This window comes from Altericroceibacterium endophyticum (genome assembly GCF_009827595.1).
GTDB lineage: Bacteria > Pseudomonadota > Alphaproteobacteria > Sphingomonadales > Sphingomonadaceae > Altericroceibacterium > Altericroceibacterium endophyticum.
On the sequence record NZ_WTYT01000007.1, the window covers coordinates 135,707 to 154,381 of the forward strand.

The window sequence follows — 18,675 nt, forward strand, 5'->3', positions numbered from 1 at the left end:
AGTACTTGAAAATGTCACAAAAATTATTTGTCGGGTAAAGCGTCATTTCTCCGTCTTCCCCCCGAACTAACATGTTTTCGGGGGTATTTTATGCATCGTTTTAATCGGCTTCGGGCCTGCGCTTCGGCGCTCGCCATTATCTCTGCTGCTGCGGCCAGTGTTACGGGTGCGACTGCTGCGCAGGCAGCCACGACCAGCCAGTATCAATTCACGATTCCGGCGCAGGATCTGGCCCGCGCCTTGCAGCAATATTCGCGTATTACCGGGATGCAGGTTTCCGCCTCCCCCGATGCGCTGCGCGGCAAGCGCAGCCATTCCGTATCGGGCACGATGTCGGCTCAGGCGGCACTGGAGGTTATGGTACGCGGCGCGAATGTGACCACCGAAATGCGCGCCGGGACCATCGTCGTGCGCCCCGCATCATTGGCGAAGCGTCGGGAGACCGCCGATCGCAGCACGCACGCTGCGCAGCGCCCGGCTGCTGGTGAGGCAGGCGATGGCGCCGGCAAGACAGACGAAAATGGCGAGATTGTCGTGCAGGGTTTTATCGAAGCGGTTCAGAAATCGCTGGATGTGAAGCGGAAAAACCGGGTCGTCTCCGACACTGTCTCTGCCGATGACATGGGCAAATTGCCCGCCAATAATGTGTCGGAATCGCTGGCCCGCCTGCCGGGTGTCAATGCGGTGCGCAATGCCACGACCGGGGAAGGCGACCGCATTACCGTGCGCGGACTGTCCACCGAACTCAACAATTACACCATGAACGGGGTGCGCATTGGCGGTGCCGGGTCACGTGATGACAATTTCTTTCGCGGGGTCCGTCTGTCGGTTTTGCCGCCCGATGGCATCAAACAGATCACCGTATTCAAGACGCTGACACCTGATCGTGACGGCGATGCGCTGGGCGGCTCGGTCGATATCGAAACGCCGACCGCCTTCGATCAGGACCCGACCTATGCCCGGCTGTCGCTGGAAGGCGGTTTTCTCGACAAATATGACGACCGCAAATCGGGCCAGATTTCCGGTGCGGTGTCGCGCCAGTTCAACGATCATTGGGGCCTGTTCATCTCGGGCAGTTGGAGCCGCCGCAAATCGCAATTCGAACAGAACGGTGTGGATGGCGATAACCAGCCCGACAGCTGGTATGAAGACAGCGAAACACTGGGCTGGGACCCGAACCGCTTTGTCATGCGGGGGATGAATCTGGGTTTTGGCGAAACCGATGTGAAACGCTGGGGCACCAATGCCAGCCTCGATTTCCGATCTGACAAGCACGATTTCCATCTGCGCGGGCAATATAACACCTATCAGAAGGAAGAATTCCTCAACCGCCTGAATTTCCGCAATGATACGAGCCGGAATTCCGCGCGTCTGGTGCAAATCGACAAGGGCGAAACCGGACTTGCTGCGCCCGGTGACAATGTCGTCGGCACAGACGAGACGCTGGGCCGGATCTATGGCTACACGGTCGATCAGATTGTTGACCAGGATGGTGATGGCATCATCAGCGATGCGGATCGTTCCAAACGTTCCTATTACAATCTCTACGGTAAATCCGGCTCATGGGATCCGCAGGGTTTTCGCCTGCGCCGGTTCTGGGAGGGTTCGCGCGAAACGGGCAATCTGTCCTCGGCCAACATTGGCGGTGTCTCACGTCTGGGACAGATGACGCTCGATTATGACGTCTCCTATTCTCAGTCCAAAGATGATCTGGATGATGGCTATGAGCTGGAATTCCGATCCGACAAATATGGCTGGGTCGGCAATAAGGGCGTGTTGTTCTCCAGCTCCGAAGATTCGCGATTTCCCAAATGGCTGCTGAACGAAGCCGGAATGGAGGGGGTGCAGAACCCCACCGAATATGATTTCAACGGATTGGAAGGCGAAGTCGGCGGGTCGAGCGAGAAATTGTGGCAGGCCCAGTTCAACAATTTGTGGCAGCCGGATTCAGACTGGCTGGAAGCGATAAAATTTGGCGGAAAATATTTCGATTCCCGCCGCGAAACCTTTGAAGGCACCTTCCTCAATCTGGATGCAGAGGGGACATTGGCCGACTTTGCCAGTTTTTATGGCGAGGATATTTCGAGCCTGTTCGGCGGAACATATAGCGGGCCCTATCGACTAGGAACAACGATCGATAATGGCAAGATGCTGGCCGAGCTGCAGCGCGCGGAAGACGGCGAAAGCGCGATCTTTGAGGGTTTTGCAGTCGATCCGTCCAACTCCGTCATGTCCAGTGAAGACAGCTTCACATTCAAGGAACGGGTCTATTCCGGTTATGTCATGGCTACGGCCCGCTTTGGCGATGCGCAGCTGATCGGGGGAGTTCGTGTTGAACATACGCGCAATGACATTGACGCCTGGGTGATGGATCAGGTGCAGGGCGCGCGGTTTTCGTCGGACAGCAGCAGCTTCACCAATATTCTGCCGTCGCTCCACCTCAATTATGACCTGTCCGCCACCACATTGTTGCGCGCTGCCGCATGGACCAGCTTTGCCCGACCGGATATTGCGCGGATGAGCTCGGCCCGCGAATATGGCTATAATGTCGATCCAGATGGTGACGGCGTGCAGAACCCGACCAGCGATTGGGAACTGATTGCGATCGAGCAGGGCAATCCGAATTTGAAACCGCTGCGTTCGGTCAATCTCGATATGTCGCTGGAGCATTATGCCGGTAAGTCAGGGGCGTATTCCGCGGCTGTTTTCTACAAACATATCGATAATTTTCTGTTCCGTTCCTCCTCCAGCAATATTCGCAACGGCACCGTCGGGGTGAATGAATCGCCGGACGGTGTGGTTATATCCATGCCCAATAATGGCGACTGGGCCGAAGTGTATGGCATCGAATTGTCGGGCCAGCAATTGCTCCACTGGTTGCCGGGCATCTTCGGTTCGCTGGGCCTTGGCGGCAATTTGACCTTGCAGCGCTCCAAGGCTGTGACCGGCTTGTCATGGCACCCGGACGGGTACACGTTACCGCTGATGGAAACGCCCGAAACCATCGCCAATCTGCAGGTGTTCTGGGAGCGCGAGGGTTGGGAAATCTACGGCGCGTGGAATTACCAGAGTAAATTCATGGGCGGCATCAATGATTTCGGCAACAATCCCTATGAACAGGATTACTCCTTCGTCGATCTGACCTTCCGCAAGGCGATCCTGAAGAAATCCTCCGTTTCGGTGCAGATCCAGAATCTGTTCGATAGCCATACATATTGGAACACCGTTTCCACCGGCAAGGGTGCGAGCCGCGCTTATATCAAGAATGGCCGCTCGATCACCTTCGGCCTCAACCTCATTTTCTGAACGAGTGACATCATGAAAAAACTGTCTTCTCTCAAGCTGGGGGCGGTGCTGTTTTGCGCTGCCTTGCCCGCCTTCCATGGTGCGCCCGTTATGGCGCAGGATCAGTCCGATCCGATCCTTGCCCCGGCGTCGGTTCTGCCAGAGCGGATTATCCTGAACCTGACTCAGGATACTGCGCATGAAATGGCGATCACCTGGCGTTCTGCCCCCGGCCGATCTGGTCAGGTGCAATATGCCGAGGCCACCGCCGGGCCGGATTATGTGAAAACACCGATGGTGCTGGATGCACTGACCGATGATGCAACCTTTGCCGTGCGTGAAGATCCGGAATTTAGTGCTGCCTATCATTCGGCCACGCTGACCGGGCTCAAACCCGGCACCGTCTATGCCTACCGTGTGGGTGATGGCGCCCATTGGTCGGAATGGTTCCAGTTCCGCACGGGCGAGGCGGAGCCGGAGCCCTTCCGTTTCATCTATCTGGGCGACATGCAGAACAATGTCCTGTCCGAGGCATCGCGGACCTTGCGCATGGCATTCCGTCAGGCGGGTGACGCCGCATTCGTGATCCATGCGGGCGACCTCATCAATCGCCACAATAGCGACATTGAATGGGGCGAATGGTTTGCCTCTGGCGGTTTTCTCTATGCTCAGACGCCGCAAATGCCGACGCCGGGCAATCACGAATATGGCAAGGATAAATCCGCTCGTGCCGGATCTTCGGTAACCGGCCAGTGGCGGCGGCAATTCACGCTGCCGGAAAACGGCCCGGCCGCCATGGCCGATCTTGCCGAAACCAATTGGTACACCGATTATCAGGGCCTGCGGTTGATATCGGTCGATTCCATGCAAGTGGACCGTGATCCTGAAGCGCGCGCGGCGATCATTGGCTGGCTGGACGGCTTGCTGGCGCAAAACCCCAACCACTGGACCGTAATCTTCCTGCACTTCCCGCTGTTTTCGAGCGAGCCGGACCGGGATAATCCCAAAGTCCGCGCCGCGCTCAAACCGCTGATTGATAAATATGGCGTCGATCTGGTGCTGCAGGGCCATGATCATGGCTATGCGCGCGGCGCGATAGGTCCGAATGGTCCAGCGCCGGATGATGCGGGGGCGACCTATGCCGTCTCGGTTGCGGGGCCAAAAATGTACCCCGTGGCACCGCTGCCCTGGGCGCGCAAATCGGCGTCGCATACACAGGCCTATCAGGTGATTGATGTCAGCCAGACGGAGCTTACCTACCGCGCTTTCACCGCGACGGGCGAGGCGCTGGATGAAGTGGTGTTGAAGAAGCCATCGGCCGCATTATCCACGCGTGCTGCGTTCAGACAATTGGGCGGAAAGCGCAATCGCGATTACTTTTTCCGCCCAATTGCAGTAGGGGGCGGCGATGGTTATGGTTCGTCTTTCTCGCCCTGATGATGCGGCGCGCATCATTGAAATCTGGCGCGGCGCGGTGGATGCCACGCATGATTTTCTGACCGCGTCGGACCGGCGCGAACTCGATGAACTGGTCTGCGGTTTCCTGCCGCAGGCGCCGCTGTGGCTGGCGGTGGATGCGCAGGACCGTCCGCTGGCCTTCATGCTGATCGATAACGGGCATATGGAAGCCCTGTTCGTTGATCCGGTGCAGCGCGGGCGGGGTCTGGGCGCCACCCTGGTGCGGCATGGCCTGACCCTCCATCCACAGATGACGACCGATGTGAATGAACAGAATGATCAGGCAATCGGCTTTTATCAGCGCATGGGTTTCATCCCCACCGGCCGTTCCGAGCGCGATACCGAGGGACGTCCCTATCCCCTGATCCACCTGCAATATCGGGGCTGATGACGGCGCTGTTCAGCCTTTGGCGGCCCTGCGCGGTTCAAAACAGCCGATCATCATCTCCATGGCATCCTGCAACAGGGCCGGGAATTCGGGGCTTTCGAAGTTATAAGGCCCCGGCCGGTTGAGCGCGGTGTTGTTCAGCACGCCATACATGATCTGAAAGGCGAAATGGACGCGCCCTTCATCAATGGCGTCCTGATCGATCCCCTCCTCGGCCCGCAGGCGGGTGAGATAGGTATTTGCGAGGCGTTGACTGTTGCGCCGAAACGGGGACCAGGCATCGCTGCATTCCAGGCTGACCCGGAAGGCGGCGCGGAAAAAGTCAATCTGATTGCGGAAACGCTGGACCTGCGAATCGATCAATATGGGCAGGATCTTGTCGAAGGGCGTTTCCTTGATGATCCTTTCCAGCAGGGGCCGTGATTGCGCCGCCGATGCCAGCATGACGGCGCGAAACAAGGTGTTCTTATCGGGGAAGCGGGCATAAAAAGCGCCGGTGGAACAGCCGGTCGCCTGGCACAGATCCAGCACGCTGATTTGCTCAAACGGGATAGTGCGTGCAATTTCGAGCGAGGTGCCGATCAATCGGTCGCGCATCTCGCGGCTGCGCTTCTGCAATGTGGGCGCCACGCCGGCGGCGGCCAGCTCCTCTTCCCAATCCCCGTCACTTGCCCATAAATTGTCCATACTGGCGGACTTGCCGCAGGGAAGATGATCAATCAACCAGGAATCAAAAACCGAATGCGAGTATCATTCGTATTGACATATGTGCCTGCCTACCCATAAAATCGCGCAAGATAAAAAAGTCAGGAGGGAGATGATCATGTCTCACGATCAGAATTCTGACCGGTTCCAGATCGGTCGCCGTAAAATGTTGCAACTCGGCCTGGTGGCGGGTGTTGCCGCTTATGCCCCCGCCCCTCTCTTCGCCCAATCGACTGCTGCTGACGCAAGCGGCGCGAAGCTGGTTCTGCTGGGCACCAAAGGCGGCCCGCGTGTGGGCGGAACCCGCTCCAACCCGGCCAATGCGCTGGTGGTGGACGGCTCCATCTATGTCATCGATACCGGCATGGGCGTCAGCGCCCAATTCGTGAAAGCAGGCCTCGATTTTCGGAAGCTGAAGGCGATTTTCATATCGCATATGCATTCCGACCATGAGCTGGAATTCGGCAATTTCCTGTATAATAACTGGGTCACCAATTCGCTGACCAATCCGATCCATGCCTATGGGCCCAAGGGCATGGACGAGATGGTGCGTGATTATTGGGCGCTGAACCACCTCGATATCGACACCCGCATTGCCGATGAGGGGCGCGTCGACCCCCGTGAATTGGTGCATGGGCACGATCTTCAGTTCGTCCCGCAGCAAGTGATGCAGGATGACAAGGTGCGCGTTTCCGCCCTGCCCACCCCGCATAAGCCGCTGCATAATTTCGCCTATCGCTTCGACACCCCCTATGGCAGCGTCGTCTATTCCGGCGATACGAGCTATTATGAACCGCTGGCAGAATTTGCCAAAGGCGCCGACGTGCTGGTGCATGAAGCGCTCTATGTGCCCGGCGTTGACGCGCTGACCAAGCGAGCCCGCGGCGGTGAAGCGTTCCGCAATCACATTATCAATGCCCATACGACGACCGATGAAGTGGGCAAGATTGCGCAGCTCGCCGGTGTGAAGAAACTCGTCATGAGCCATTTCGTCCCCGGCGACATGGAATGGATCACCGATGATATGTGGCGCGAAGGCGCCGCCCGCCATTATTCGGGCGAGATTATTGTCGGACGCGATTTGCAGGAGATCCCGGTCTCCTGACCGATATTTCTCCGCCGCTTCTCTCCTCTTATCCGGACACACTGATTATGACCGTTCTGCGGACCGGCACGGGTGTCGGCTGCCTGCTATTGGCAGCCTGCATATCCGCCCCATCCATTGCGCAAGAGGCTGGTAACAAGGGCGAAACTGATGTTTCACCTGCCAGTTCTGCGCGCGATAGCGTCCAAAATGACGCATCCACTGAGAGCGCGCCCGTCGAAGAAGCTGCTTCGGTGCCTGCCCCGCTGGCCGCCAATCCGGTGCGTAATCGCGGCAGCTTGCCCGGCGCCTATCCGGCCTCGGCTCAGGGCTGGGGCCCCAAGACCGGTCCTAACCACTACATGGTCCGTTATGCCGAGGATTGGAGCTATCTCGCCAATCCGGATGCAGCGGATGTCCCCTTGCGCGATTTGAAATACATACCGCTGGGTCTGGGCGATGGCAGCTATGTCACGCTGAGCGGTTATGAGAAGCTGCGCTATAATTTCTCTTCCCGTCCTAATATGAACAATGCGCGAGACCGGCATGAAATACAGTCGCGCAGCGAATTTGGCGTGGACGTACATCTGAATGAGAATTTCCGGGTCTATGCCGAACTTGGCACGATGCAGACCTTTGGCCAGAACACCGTGCCCCGGGTTGGTGCGCAGGAAAACGACCTGATCCTGCAGCAGCTTTTCGTCGAGGCTCGCTTCCCGCTCGCTGGCAATGGCAAAGCCGGTGTCATGTTGGGGCGGCAGATGTTTTTTGATGGCCCGAAACCGCTGATTTCCACACGGGAGGCGGCGAATGTACCCCGCAGTCTGAACGGTGTCAGACTGTGGAGCCAATGGGATAATTTCCGCTTCTCCGCCTTTTCGCTGGCCAATACGTCAGAAGATAGCGGCGTCTTGGGAGATGCGGTGAATGTCGGGGAAACGCTGAGCGGTTTTAACTCCAGCATTGTGCTCACCAATGGTGAGCTGGCCGGACAGAAATCGCAGATTTTCCTCGATCCGTTCTATTTCCATTATGTGAATGATAATCGCCGGCAGGCTATTCTGCGTGGGCGCGACCGGCGTGAAACCTATGGCGCGCGTCTGTGGGGCAACGTCGGCCGGTTCAAATTTGACTGGAACGCGATCAAGCAGGACGGCAATTTCGTCGGGCGTAAAGTCGACGCCTACGCGCTCAGTGCCAATCAGAGTGTTGCACTGGCCCCGGGGCGCGGCGCCCCGCGCATAGGCTTTCATGCCGAACTGGCGTCTGGCGGGGGCAGTTATGCGGAAACGGGCGAGATCAAAACGTTCAATCCGATCTATCCCGCCAACATCATCTATACTGATACCAATACGGTAACAGGTTCAAATCTGGCCGGCTTTGCCCCGACCTTCTCTTTTGACCCGCTTGATAAGGTTTCTCTTTATGGAGAGGCGGGATTCTATTGGCGCAGGGATGAGAATGAACCGATCTATCGCACCAATTTTGCCCCCTATACTGGCATCGAACTGGTGGATGGGAAAGAGGTTCTGCAGATCTATCGCGCGCGCATTCGCTGGAAAATCAGCCCCAACATCACCGTGGCGCAGGATATAAATTACAATGTGGCCGGGGATGTGCTGAAACAAGCGGGCTATGGGAATGAACTCTATTCCTCGACCCAGCTGCATCTGCGGTTCTGATACAGGATGGTCTGCGCCCGTTATCCGTATGATCGGCAGATCAGCGATAGCGGGCGCAGTCTTTCTCTGGCCGCGCCTGTCATGACCAACCAGATGACACGTTTGCGCCTGACACTGCGCTCTGTGCCGCTGGGGCTCATCGGCATTTGTACTCTGGTGCAGTTTGCGGCGGGCATCATCCTGCAATCGGTCAGTTTTGCAGGGCCATATTTGCAGCAGGAATGGCAGCTGTCGGAAACCATGCTCGGCATGCTCTTTGCCTCTGTCCTGTGCGGGCTGATGGCGGGCTATATGCTGATCGCGCACATGGCGGACCGGATCGGGCACCGCCGGATGCTGTGTCTGGCGCTGCCCCTTGCCGGATTGGCGACCATCGCCGCCAGCATGATGACCGGCCCCATCGGCTTCATGCTGGCCCGCTTTGTCTCGGGTGCTGCGCTGGGGGCCTGCATCCCCAGTTCGATTGCGCTGGTCACTCAATGGAGCCCGCCCCGTTTCAAGGCACCCTCTGTTCTGCTGATCTATTGCGGTTTTTCGCTGGGCTTCGCGGCGGTGGGTTTTTGCGCGGGATGGTTGATGGAGGCGCAGGGGTGGCGCTTCCTGCTGCAAAGCGCGGGGCTGGCCGCGCTGCCCGTGGCAGCATTGGTGCATCGTATCCGGCCCGATCTGCAGCGCGAAGCGTCCCGTCATTCCAGCCCCTATCAACCCGAGAGAGCGCCCGCCGCGAATTTGCTACGGCCCGAAATCCGTTTCGGCACCATGCTATTCTGGCTGGGCTTTCCGCTGAATCTGGCGGTTTTCTATGCCTTTCAAAGCTGGCTGCCTGTACTCCTCCTCGAACGCGGTTTTGCGATTTCCACCATCGCCAGTGCTGCCGGGACATTCGCCATCGGGGCAACCCTGGCGGCTTTTATCATTGCCTATCTGATGGAGCGGCTTGGCCGTTTCCGCGCGCTGGCCCTGATTTACGCGCTCGGCGCCGTGCCGCTGGCCATCATCGCCTTTGTTCCGCGTGGGGATGCGTTGGCGTTGCATCAGGCCAGCTTGCTGGCCGGGATTTGTATTGGTGGGGGGCAGAAAGGCATCACAGCGGCGGCCGCTACATTCTATAATGACACAGTCCGCGCGGCGGGAATGGGCTGGGCGATGGGCATCGGGCGCATCGGGGCATTTTGTGGCCCTGTCCTGATCGGATTGGTGCATGATTTTGGAGCGTCTCTGGAAGACCCGGCCAAACCGGCCTTGCTGGCCATCGCACTGCCCCTGCCCGTGATGACATATTTGATGATTTTGATGGATCGCCGTTTTGGCAATGGCCGTATCTCTGCCGCGCAGGCACAAAGGGATGGTGCCGGAGAGAATTCAGGCCATGAGCCTGCTAAAAATTCCCAGGAGAGGACATGATGAAAGCCGACCCAAGAGAGATTTTGGCCGAAGAGCCAATGAAGGGCCTGCAGATCATAGCGGTGACGCTATGTATCCTGCTCAATGCGCTGGACGGTTTTGACGTTCTGGCGATCAGTTTTGCCTCCCCCGGGATTGCCGCGGAATGGGGGATCGATCGCGGAGCACTGGGCTTTGTGCTTTCGATGGAGCTGATCGGCATGGCCTTCGGCTCGATTTTCCTGGGCACGGTGGCAGACCGCATTGGCCGCCGCCCGACCATTCTGGGCTGTCTGGTCGTGATGGCAGGCGGCATGGCGTTGGTTCCGCTCGCCACTTCGGTCACGATGCTGTCCGTCATTCGGCTCGGCACCGGGCTGGGGATTGGCGGCATGCTGGCCTGCACCAATGCGATGGTGGCTGAGCTGTCCAACCGTAAAAATCAGGCGCTGGCCGTGATCATCATGGCCGCGGGCTATCCCTTTGGCGCCATTGTTGGCGGTTCCATTGCTTCGGGTCTGCTCGAAACGGGCGGATGGCGCGATGTCTTTGTCTTTGGCGCAATCGTGACGGCGGCGTTTATTCCGCTGGTTCTGTTCTTCCTGCCGGAATCGATCAGTTTTGAAATTGGACGTCAGGCCCCCAATTCGCTTGAGCGCGTCAATCGTACGCTGAAGCGGATGGGCCATACCATGGTCAATGCGCTGCCCGTGATGGAAAAGGATGACAATAGCGGCATCTCGCTCGCCAAGCTGTTCGCCCCGGGGCTGCGTGGGACGACCTTGCTGCTCACCGTTGCCTATTTCTGCCATATCATGACCTTCTATTTCATCCTGAAATGGGTGCCGAAGATCGTCGTCGATATGGGATATGAACCCTCCTCCGCCGGCGGAGTGCTGGTTTGGGCCAATGTCGGTGGTTTGCTGGGGGCGCTGTTCCTCTCCGCCCTGACCCGCAAAATTACGGTTCGCTGGCTGGTGATTGGCGCACTGCTGCTGTCCACCGCAATGGTTACCTATTTTGGACAGGGGCAGACCGGATTGCAGGGGCTTTCCACCGTCGCAGCTATTGCCGGTTTCTGCACCAATGCCGGTGTTGTGGGCCTCTATGCCCTGATCGCACAGGCCTTCCCCACCAAGCTGCGGGCTGGCGGGACCGGTTTCGTCATCGGTCTTGGCCGTGGCGGCGCCGCATTGGGGCCGATCGTGGCGGGCCTGCTCTTCGCCGCCGGCGGATCGCTGGGTCTGGTGGCCTTGCTCATGGGTCTGGGGTCAACCATTGCCGCCATCGCGCTGTTCTGGCTGAAACCGCCGAAAGAAACGCAGCAAGCCGTTTGATTTAAAGACAAAATACAAATCCCCTGCATCAAATTTTCGAACGGAAAACGCGATGTGGGGGATTCTATAGTCTGCCATATTCATCTTCTTATGCAGCGAATGCTGCGCCTTGTTGCGACGAGCCGTTGCAATGCGCCCTTGTGCAACTCTTCCCCGAACATTTAGAAGGCCATTCTATAGGACCCGTATATCAAGAATAATCACTGAAACCCTTAGGAAGTACCATGTTTTCGCATCCCCATTTGCGTCGTTTTTTCCGTCAGGCAGCGTTGATTTCTCCGCTCCTCCTGCTGGCACAGCCGGCCCATGCGCAATTGGGCGGATTGCTGGATTCGGTCAAAGACCGCGTGGAACGGGAAGTGGAACGGCAGGTCACCGGCCGTGAAGACCCGCAATCATCGCGCCGCGGACAGGACCGGAGCAGCTCTGGCCAGTCGCTGCAGATCAATGAAGCATCCGATTTCATCCCCGGTGCGACGACGCTGGTCAGCACGAGTTTTGCCAATGCGCCAAAGGGCGCGATGCCGCCCGAATTCAAAACCAACGGCTCCGGCTCCATCGTGACGGTGGCGGGCAAGCCCGGGCGCTGGCTCGCTCTGCAGCCTTTTGCGACCTATCGGCTGACCGATGAAAACCCCCTGCCACAGCGTTTTACGATCGAATTCGATATGCTGATTGCCGCCGATACGGCGCGTGATGCGGGCGGGTTTTATTTCGGCTTTGGGCGCACCAACAGCGCGCGCAAATATATGATGGATGCGCATAATAATGGCGCTCTGGCTGCGGTGAATATGAATTTTGCCGGCAGCGGCAGTGTCAGCAGCAGCCCCACCGACTATTATCACAGTCTGCCGCTCGATCTGCGCAAATATGCCAATCAGATCATGCATATCTCCATCGCAGTGGATGGAGATATGATGCGGGTCTATCTCGATCAGGAAAAGATCGCTGATGCGCAGCTGTTCGATGACAACAACATCAAATATTTCTTCTTCAGTGCGCCCACCCGCACACGCAATGGGGCCAAGTTGCTCTTCAGCAATTTCACCTTAGCGGAATAATCTGGAGCTGAGTCATCCGGCCCCACCCGCGTCTTTCGTGACGCTGGCCGGGCCGGATGATTGTCTCAGCTGTCCGAAGCCTGATCAGGCAGCACAGTTGCGATAATCGAGGCGTCGAGCGCTTCGTAATCTTTAAGCCCGATCACATCGTATAGTTCTGCACGCGTCTGCATGGCGCCCACCATTTCATGCGCGCCGTCATGCTCGCGGATCGATGCGTAAAGCTGCGCCTGTGCCTTATTCGCCACGCGCAGGGACGAAACCGGCCAGATGACCATGCGGTAGCCCATGTCTTCAAACTCACTCGCGGTGAAGAAAGGGGTTCTGCCAAATTCGGTCATATTGGCGAGCAAAGGCACATCCGGCATGGCATCGGCAAAGGCGCTGAACATGTCGCGCGTCACCAGCGCTTCGGGAAATATCGCCTGCGCCCCGGCATCGACATAAATCCTGGCCCGCTCAACCGCAGCGTCGAAACCCTCGACCCCCGCAGCATCGGTTCGTGCGACGATCACCATATCGCGGCTTGCCTTGCGGGCCGCGGCGATCTTGGTCGCCATTTCCTTCGCCGGAACCAGCGTCTTGCCGTTCAAATGGCCGCATTTCTTCGGCAGCACCTGATCCTCCAGATGCACCGCACCCGCGCCCGCTTCTTCAAACACACGCACCATATGCATGGCGTTGAGCGCCTCGCCATAGCCGGTATCACCATCCACCAGGAGCGGCAGGCCTGAAGCACGGGCGATCTGGCGGATGAAGAAAGCCACTTCGTCCACGGTGATGATGCCCAGATCGGGCAGACCCATCGATGCGGTCATCGCCGCACCGGACAGATAGAGCGCCTCGAAACCCTCGGCCCTGGCCTGCAGGGCGGCCTGGCCATTATGCGCGCCGGGAATACGCAGGATACCGGACCGCTCCAGCAATTGGGCAAAGCGTTTGCCAGCGCTTTCAGCGGGCAATTCATCGGCAACAAGATAGGGCATTGTTACTCTCCTGCCTTTCAGGCGCGCTGGTCGATCGGGACGAAATCGAGATGATCCGGTCCGGTGTAATTGGCCGATGGGCGGATGATCTTGTTATCCTGCCGCTGCTCTATCACATGCGCGGCCCAGCCAGACATGCGGGCGATGACGAATAGAGGCGTGAACATGGCCGTGGGCACGCCCAGCAGATCATAGGATACCGCAGAGAACCAGTCGAGATTGGCGAACATGCGCTTTTCATCCTGCATCACGCTTTCAATTCTCTCGGCAATGGCGAAGCGCCGCTGTGCCCCGGCCTGCTCTGCCAGATCCTGCGCCACGCGCTTGATCACCGCATTGCGCGGATCGGCCACCGTATAGACCGGATGGCCAAAGCCCATGATTACTTCCTTCGCGGCCACGCGGCGGCGAATATCGGCTTCGGCTTCTTCGGGGGTGGAATAGCGTTTCTGAATCTCGAAGGCGACTTCATTGGCACCGCCATGTTTGGGACCGCGCAAGGCGCCAATTGCCCCGGCCACGCAGCTATACATGTCCGAACCCGTGCCGCCGATCACCCGCGCGGTGAAGGTGGAGGCGTTAAATTCATGCTCGGCGTAGAGAATGAGCGAGGTGTGCATCGCCCGAACATGCTGTTCCGAAGGGGCTGTACCATGCAGCATATGCAGGAAATGGCCGCCAATACTGTCATCATCGCTTTCCACATCCACCCGGCGGCCGTGAAAGGCGAAATGATACCAATAGAGCAGGATGGAACCGAGTGAGGCCATCAGCCGGTCGGCAATATCGCGCGCATCGGGCGGTGTATGGCCGGCGGGTTCGGGCAGCACGCAGCCCATCATGGAGACCCCCGAGCGCATCACATCCATCGGATGGGCCGCGGCGGGAATGGCCTCCAGCGCCTTCTTCACGGATTGCGGCAGGCCGCGTAAACTGCGCAATTTCGCTTTATAGGTCGCCAGCTGCGACCGGGTGGGCAATTCGCCATAGACCAGCAGCCAGGCGATTTCTTCAAAGTCGCTGCTCTCGGCCAGATCGAGAATATCATAGCCGCGATAATGCAGATCATTGCCGGTGCGTCCGACGGTGCAGACCGCCGTATTGCCGGCCACGACGCCCGACAGAGCGACGGATTTCTTGGGTTTGAATTCTTTAGCCATAGGTGCCTCCGCGCTCAAAAAATACCCGCCGGGCTGTCTTCACCCAGGCGATCGGCAGGAACGGTGAAGGTCAGCTGCGTGACCTCTTCGGGCGAAAGTGCGGGCAGACGGTCGACCAGCGACAGAAAACGCTCCTGCTCGGCCGGTTCGATGATCCCGTCCGACAACTCGCGGAATTTGCGAATGTAATCGGGCCGGGCAAAGGGGCGCGCACCCGCCGGATGGGCATCGGCAACGGCCAGTTCATCGGTGATGGTCCGGCCATCCTGCATCGTGATGATCACTTTGCCGCCAAAGGCTTTATCGGTGCCCGCCGCGTGATAGCGTTTCGTCCAGGCCGGATCTTCGCAGGTGCTGATCTTGTGCCACAGTGCCACGGTGGAGGGGCGCCGTGCCCTCTCCGGGGCGTAGCTTTTTTCATGGTGCCAGCCACCATCCTCCAGCGCGACGGCAAAGATATACATGATCGAATGGTCGAGCGTTTCGCGGCTCGCATTCGGGTCCATCTTTTGCGGATCATTGGCGCCGGTGCCGATTACATTATGTGTGTGATGGCTGGTTTCGATCAGGATGCTCTTTATCTGCTCCAGATCGCCGATTTCCGGCCCCATCCGCCGCGCCAGATCAATCAGGGCCTGGCTTTGATATTCCGCCGAATATTCCTTGGTATAGGTGTCCAATATGGCGCGTTTGGCCTCGCCCGGTTCGGGCAAAGGCACGTGATACACATGGCCCGGGCCCGAGAGCAGCCAGGCGATAAAGCCGTCTTCACCTTCATAAGCGGGTGATGGCGCGCCCTCCCCGCGCATGGCGCGGTCCACCGCCTCGATCGCCATTTTCCCGGCAAAGCCCGGTGCATAGGCTTTCCAGCTTGAAATCTCGCCCTTGCGAGACTGGCGCGTGGTGGTGGTGGTGTGCAGGGCCTGCTGAATGGCCTGCCATGTCACCTCGGTGGACAGGCCCAGCAAGGCGCCGATGCCGCCCGCCGCGCTGGGGCCAAGATGCGCGATATGGTCGATCTTGTGTTCATGCAGGCAGATCCCCTTGACCAGATCGACCTGCAATTCATAGCCGGCGGCCAGCCCCCGGATCAGCGCCGCGCCATCGCACCCCATGCTTTGCGCAACGGCCAGAACGGGTGGAATATTGTCCCCCGGATGGCTGTAATCCGCGGCCAGAAAAGTATCGTGAAAATCCAGCTCGCGGACAGCCACACCATTGGCCCAGGCCGCCCATTCGGGGCTGACCGTGACCGTGGCGGCGGTTCCAAAGAGCGGTGCGCCGCGATTTGCGCCCCCTGCGGTATGGGCGGAAGGGTGGCCCAGAGCCTGGGCCCGGGCAGAGCGGACCGGGCGGCGCGCCAGCGACGCGGCGGCAACGGCGGCATTGTCGATCACACGGTTGCCGATCATTTCGGCCACATCATCCTCCACCGGCACCGGATCGGTGGCGACAGCGGCCAGTTTCCAGGCGAGCTGATCCTCGCGCTTCAGTGTTTCGGCGGATTTGTAACTGCGCACATCATGCAATTTCATGAAGCCTGCTTCCTTAATGTCCTCTCCTGGAATCAAGGCGCATCTCCGGGGGCATGGAGGGGCTGAAACTCAGCGGCCGCCATGCCTGTGCCAGAAGAGCCGGTGGCACCCGCGTCGTTGCGCGGGCCCTGTCCGGCGATATGCCTTTCATCCTCTGTCACGAGGCTAGGAGCATTGTATGTAGGTTGCAACTGTAACTAACACGCCCGGCTTCACCCGCCTTGAGCTATGGACATCACGCGCAGCGCGACATCGCATAATGCTTGGCAGGAGGGATTTTTTGCGAACGATTACTAATAGCATTGCAGTGGCATTCTATTTGGTTTAGCTGGGCCTCAATTCAGATTCCGATGAAATGGGGCCTTTCCAATGATCTCGAAATTCAACTGGTTCGCAGGCGCCGCTCTTTGCACATTTGCCATGCCCGCCGCCGCGCAAAGCGTGGCGAATGACGATATGCAGCGCGCGGAAACGGGGACTTCGTCCGGCACTTCCGAGGCACAGGATGATGAGATCATCGTCAACGGCCGCTATACCCTGCCCGATGCCATCGACACAGCCACCGGACTGGGCCTGACCATCCGGGAAACGCCGCAATCGGTCAGCATCATGACGGCGCAGCGGATTCGCGACCAGAATTTGATCAGCGTGGCCGAAGTCCTGGTCAACAGCGTTGGCGTCGCCGTCAATGAAGTGGATGATGTCCGCAATAATTTCTACGCCCGCGGTTTTGAGATCCGCAACACCCAGATAGACGGTGTGCCTGCGGCATGGACGCTGGCGGGGTCCAATGGCGAAACCAATATCGACGTATCGATCTATGAACGGGTCGAAATCGTTCGCGGCGCAACCGGGCTGCTGTCGGGTGCGGGCGATCCCTCAGCCTCGGTCAATCTGGTGCGCAAACATGCCGATGCCAGGGAACTGACCGGCTATGTCACGGCCAGCGGGGGCAGTTGGGACACATTTCGCGCTTCGGCTGATATCGGCGGGGCGCTGACCGACGATGGCAGCATCCGTCTGCGTGCGGTGGGCCGTTATGAGCAGGGCGAAAGCTATATCGACCTGTATGATAATGAAAAATTCGTTCTTTATGGCGTGGTCGATGCCGATCTTACCGACAGCACATTGGTGCGCGCGGGGATCAGCCATCAGGAAGGCAAGCCCGACGGTGCGCTGTGGGGCGCCTTGCCGACATTCTACACCGATGGCAGCGTGACGGATTTTGAACGCTCGCAAAGTGTGGCGGCGGACTGGACGCATTGGAACACCACCAACCAGAACATCTTTGCGACGATCGAACAGCAAATTGGCGATAATTGGGGCATTACCGCGAATTATAACCGGCTGAAAAACACCAATGATAGCGAGCTGCTCTATCTTTACGGCCAGGTGGATAAGGCCACTGGAACCATCGCCTCCAGCAATCCCTATAAAGCCGATGGCGTCAGCGTTCAGAACAGCTTCGACGGACAGCTGAAGGGTTTCCTGTCGCTGTTCGGGCGCGAACATGAAGTTGTGATCGGCGCGCTGCACAGTGTGCTGAAACGCCATACGGACAATTATGTGGCGCCCTCCCCCTGGCCAACCGATGTGTCCTTCGTCGGCGCTGGCGGGGCAGATTTCGATGAGCCTGTTTGGGGCACGGATGCGGTGCGCAACGAAGATGAGCGGATCGAACAGACCGGTTATTACGGTGCCATGCGGCTTAACCTGGCTGACCCGCTCAAGGTCATTCTGGGCGGGCGTCTGGCAAGCTGGGAACAGCAAGGCATCGCCTGGGGCGTGACCAGTGATTACGGCGATGACGACGTCTTCATTCCCTATGTCGGCGCCCTGTATGACATTACCCCCAATCACCGGCTTTATGCGAGCTTCACCAAGATCTTCCAGCCTCAGAACCTGCGGGACCGCAATCTGGACCTGCTCGACCCGCTGGACGGCAAAGCCTATGAAATTGGCCTGAAAAGCGCCTTCTTCGACAATGCGCTGCAGGCCAGTGTTGCCCTCTTCCGGATTGAGCAGGAGAATGTCGGACAGGCTGATATCATGGTCACCCCGCCCGATGGCGGATTGCCGCAGCAGACCTATTTCGCCGCCGAAGGCGTGACGAGCAAAGGCTTTGAAGTGGAATTGACCGGGCAGCCGCTGCCCGGTTGGAATATCAATGCCAGCTACAGCCAGTTCGATGCCGATGATGCGGACGGTTTTGAAGTGAATACCGATCAACCGCGTAAATTGCTGAAGATATTCACCACCTATGACGTCCCCGGCACGCTTGAGGGGCTGACGCTTGGCGGCGGTGTGAACTATCGCAGCAAAGCCTATTCCGAAGGCAGCAATCCGGTGACCACAGAACCGTTCCGTTTCCAGCAGGACGGCTTCGCGCTGGTCAATCTGATGGCGCGCTATGCGGTGAGTGATGCCTTCCAGATTCAGGGCAATATCGAAAATCTGTTCGACACCACATATTACAGCCAGATGGGCTTTTTCGAACAATATCGGTACGGCGCACCGCGCAACTTCACGATCAGCGCGAATTACGCATTTTAGGATTTGCCGGGCCGGCGTGGCGGGCGCATGTTCCGCTTCGGCCCCTTATCTAATTGAA

Annotated in this window: 13 protein-coding genes; 9 read left to right on the forward strand and 4 right to left on the reverse strand. The window is 58.5% G+C overall.

The features are described 5' to 3' along the window. Nucleotides 1-90: 90 nt before the first annotated feature. Genes GRI91_RS15350 through GRI91_RS15360 form a run of 3 tightly spaced genes read left to right on the forward strand, consistent with a single transcriptional unit; the run spans nucleotide 91 to nucleotide 5,131 of the window. A complete protein-coding gene (locus tag GRI91_RS15350) occupies nucleotides 91-3,306 on the forward strand; it encodes a TonB-dependent receptor (protein WP_160737582.1) in 3,216 nt (1,071 codons plus the stop codon). 12 nt (nucleotides 3,307-3,318) lie between these two features. After that, a complete protein-coding gene (locus tag GRI91_RS15355; protein ID WP_160737583.1) occupies nucleotides 3,319-4,722 on the forward strand; it encodes a purple acid phosphatase family protein in 1,404 nt (467 codons plus the stop codon). After that, entirely contained in the window at nucleotides 4,700-5,131 is a 432-nt protein-coding gene (locus GRI91_RS15360; RefSeq protein WP_337190392.1) for an acetyltransferase, read from the forward strand. The genes GRI91_RS15355 and GRI91_RS15360 overlap by 23 nt, the downstream gene beginning before the upstream one ends. 12 nt (nucleotides 5,132-5,143) lie before the next feature. Here GRI91_RS15360 and GRI91_RS15365 read toward each other — a convergent pair whose 3' ends face one another. Beyond that, nucleotides 5,144-5,854 carry a TetR/AcrR family transcriptional regulator gene (locus GRI91_RS15365; RefSeq protein ID WP_237437950.1) on the reverse strand — a complete coding sequence of 237 codons (711 nt, stop codon included), beginning with the start codon at nucleotides 5,852-5,854 and terminating at the stop codon, nucleotides 5,144-5,146. Between the two features lie 100 nt (nucleotides 5,855-5,954). On the opposite strand from GRI91_RS15365, the gene GRI91_RS15370 reads away from it, so the two are divergent. From GRI91_RS15370 to GRI91_RS15390, 5 genes are all read left to right on the forward strand, one after another. After that, on the forward strand, nucleotides 5,955-6,941 hold the full coding sequence (locus tag GRI91_RS15370) for an MBL fold metallo-hydrolase (RefSeq protein ID WP_237437951.1): 987 nt from the start codon (nucleotides 5,955-5,957) through the stop codon (nucleotides 6,939-6,941). 47 nt (nucleotides 6,942-6,988) lie between these two features. Beyond that, nucleotides 6,989-8,602, forward strand: coding sequence for an alginate export family protein (locus GRI91_RS15375; RefSeq protein WP_160737585.1), 1,614 nt, complete (start codon nucleotides 6,989-6,991; stop codon nucleotides 8,600-8,602). A 6-nt stretch (nucleotides 8,603-8,608) separates the two neighbouring features. Then, nucleotides 8,609-10,006: an MFS transporter gene (locus tag GRI91_RS15380; RefSeq protein ID WP_160737586.1), complete on the forward strand. Its 1,398-nt coding sequence runs from the start codon at nucleotides 8,609-8,611 to the stop codon at nucleotides 10,004-10,006. Then, entirely contained in the window at nucleotides 10,006-11,322 is a 1,317-nt protein-coding gene (locus GRI91_RS15385; RefSeq protein ID WP_160737631.1) for an MFS transporter, read from the forward strand. Before GRI91_RS15380 ends, GRI91_RS15385 begins: the two co-directional genes overlap by 1 nt. A gap of 224 nt (nucleotides 11,323-11,546) precedes the next feature. Next, a complete protein-coding gene (locus GRI91_RS15390) occupies nucleotides 11,547-12,383 on the forward strand; it encodes a hypothetical protein (RefSeq protein ID WP_160737587.1) in 837 nt (278 codons plus the stop codon). A gap of 65 nt (nucleotides 12,384-12,448) precedes the next feature. On the opposite strand, the gene prpB is transcribed toward GRI91_RS15390, so the two are convergent. Genes prpB through GRI91_RS15405 form a run of 3 tightly spaced genes read right to left on the reverse strand, consistent with a single transcriptional unit; the run spans nucleotide 12,449 to nucleotide 16,064 of the window. Beyond that, nucleotides 12,449-13,369, reverse strand: a complete 921-nt coding sequence (gene prpB, locus GRI91_RS15395; RefSeq protein ID WP_160737588.1) for a methylisocitrate lyase — start codon at nucleotides 13,367-13,369, stop codon at nucleotides 12,449-12,451. Nucleotides 13,370-13,386: 17 nt separating this feature from the next. Then, a complete protein-coding gene (prpC, locus tag GRI91_RS15400; protein ID WP_160737589.1) occupies nucleotides 13,387-14,529 on the reverse strand; it encodes a bifunctional 2-methylcitrate synthase/citrate synthase in 1,143 nt (380 codons plus the stop codon). 14 nt (nucleotides 14,530-14,543) lie between these two features. Then, nucleotides 14,544-16,064 (reverse strand): MmgE/PrpD family protein, encoded by a 1,521-nt coding sequence (locus GRI91_RS15405; RefSeq protein ID WP_160737590.1) that lies wholly within the window; start codon nucleotides 16,062-16,064, stop codon nucleotides 14,544-14,546. Between the two features lie 369 nt (nucleotides 16,065-16,433). On the opposite strand from GRI91_RS15405, the gene GRI91_RS15410 reads away from it, so the two are divergent. Next, nucleotides 16,434-18,617, forward strand: coding sequence for a TonB-dependent siderophore receptor (locus GRI91_RS15410; protein WP_160737591.1), 2,184 nt, complete (start codon nucleotides 16,434-16,436; stop codon nucleotides 18,615-18,617). Nucleotides 18,618-18,675 lie beyond the last annotated feature (58 nt).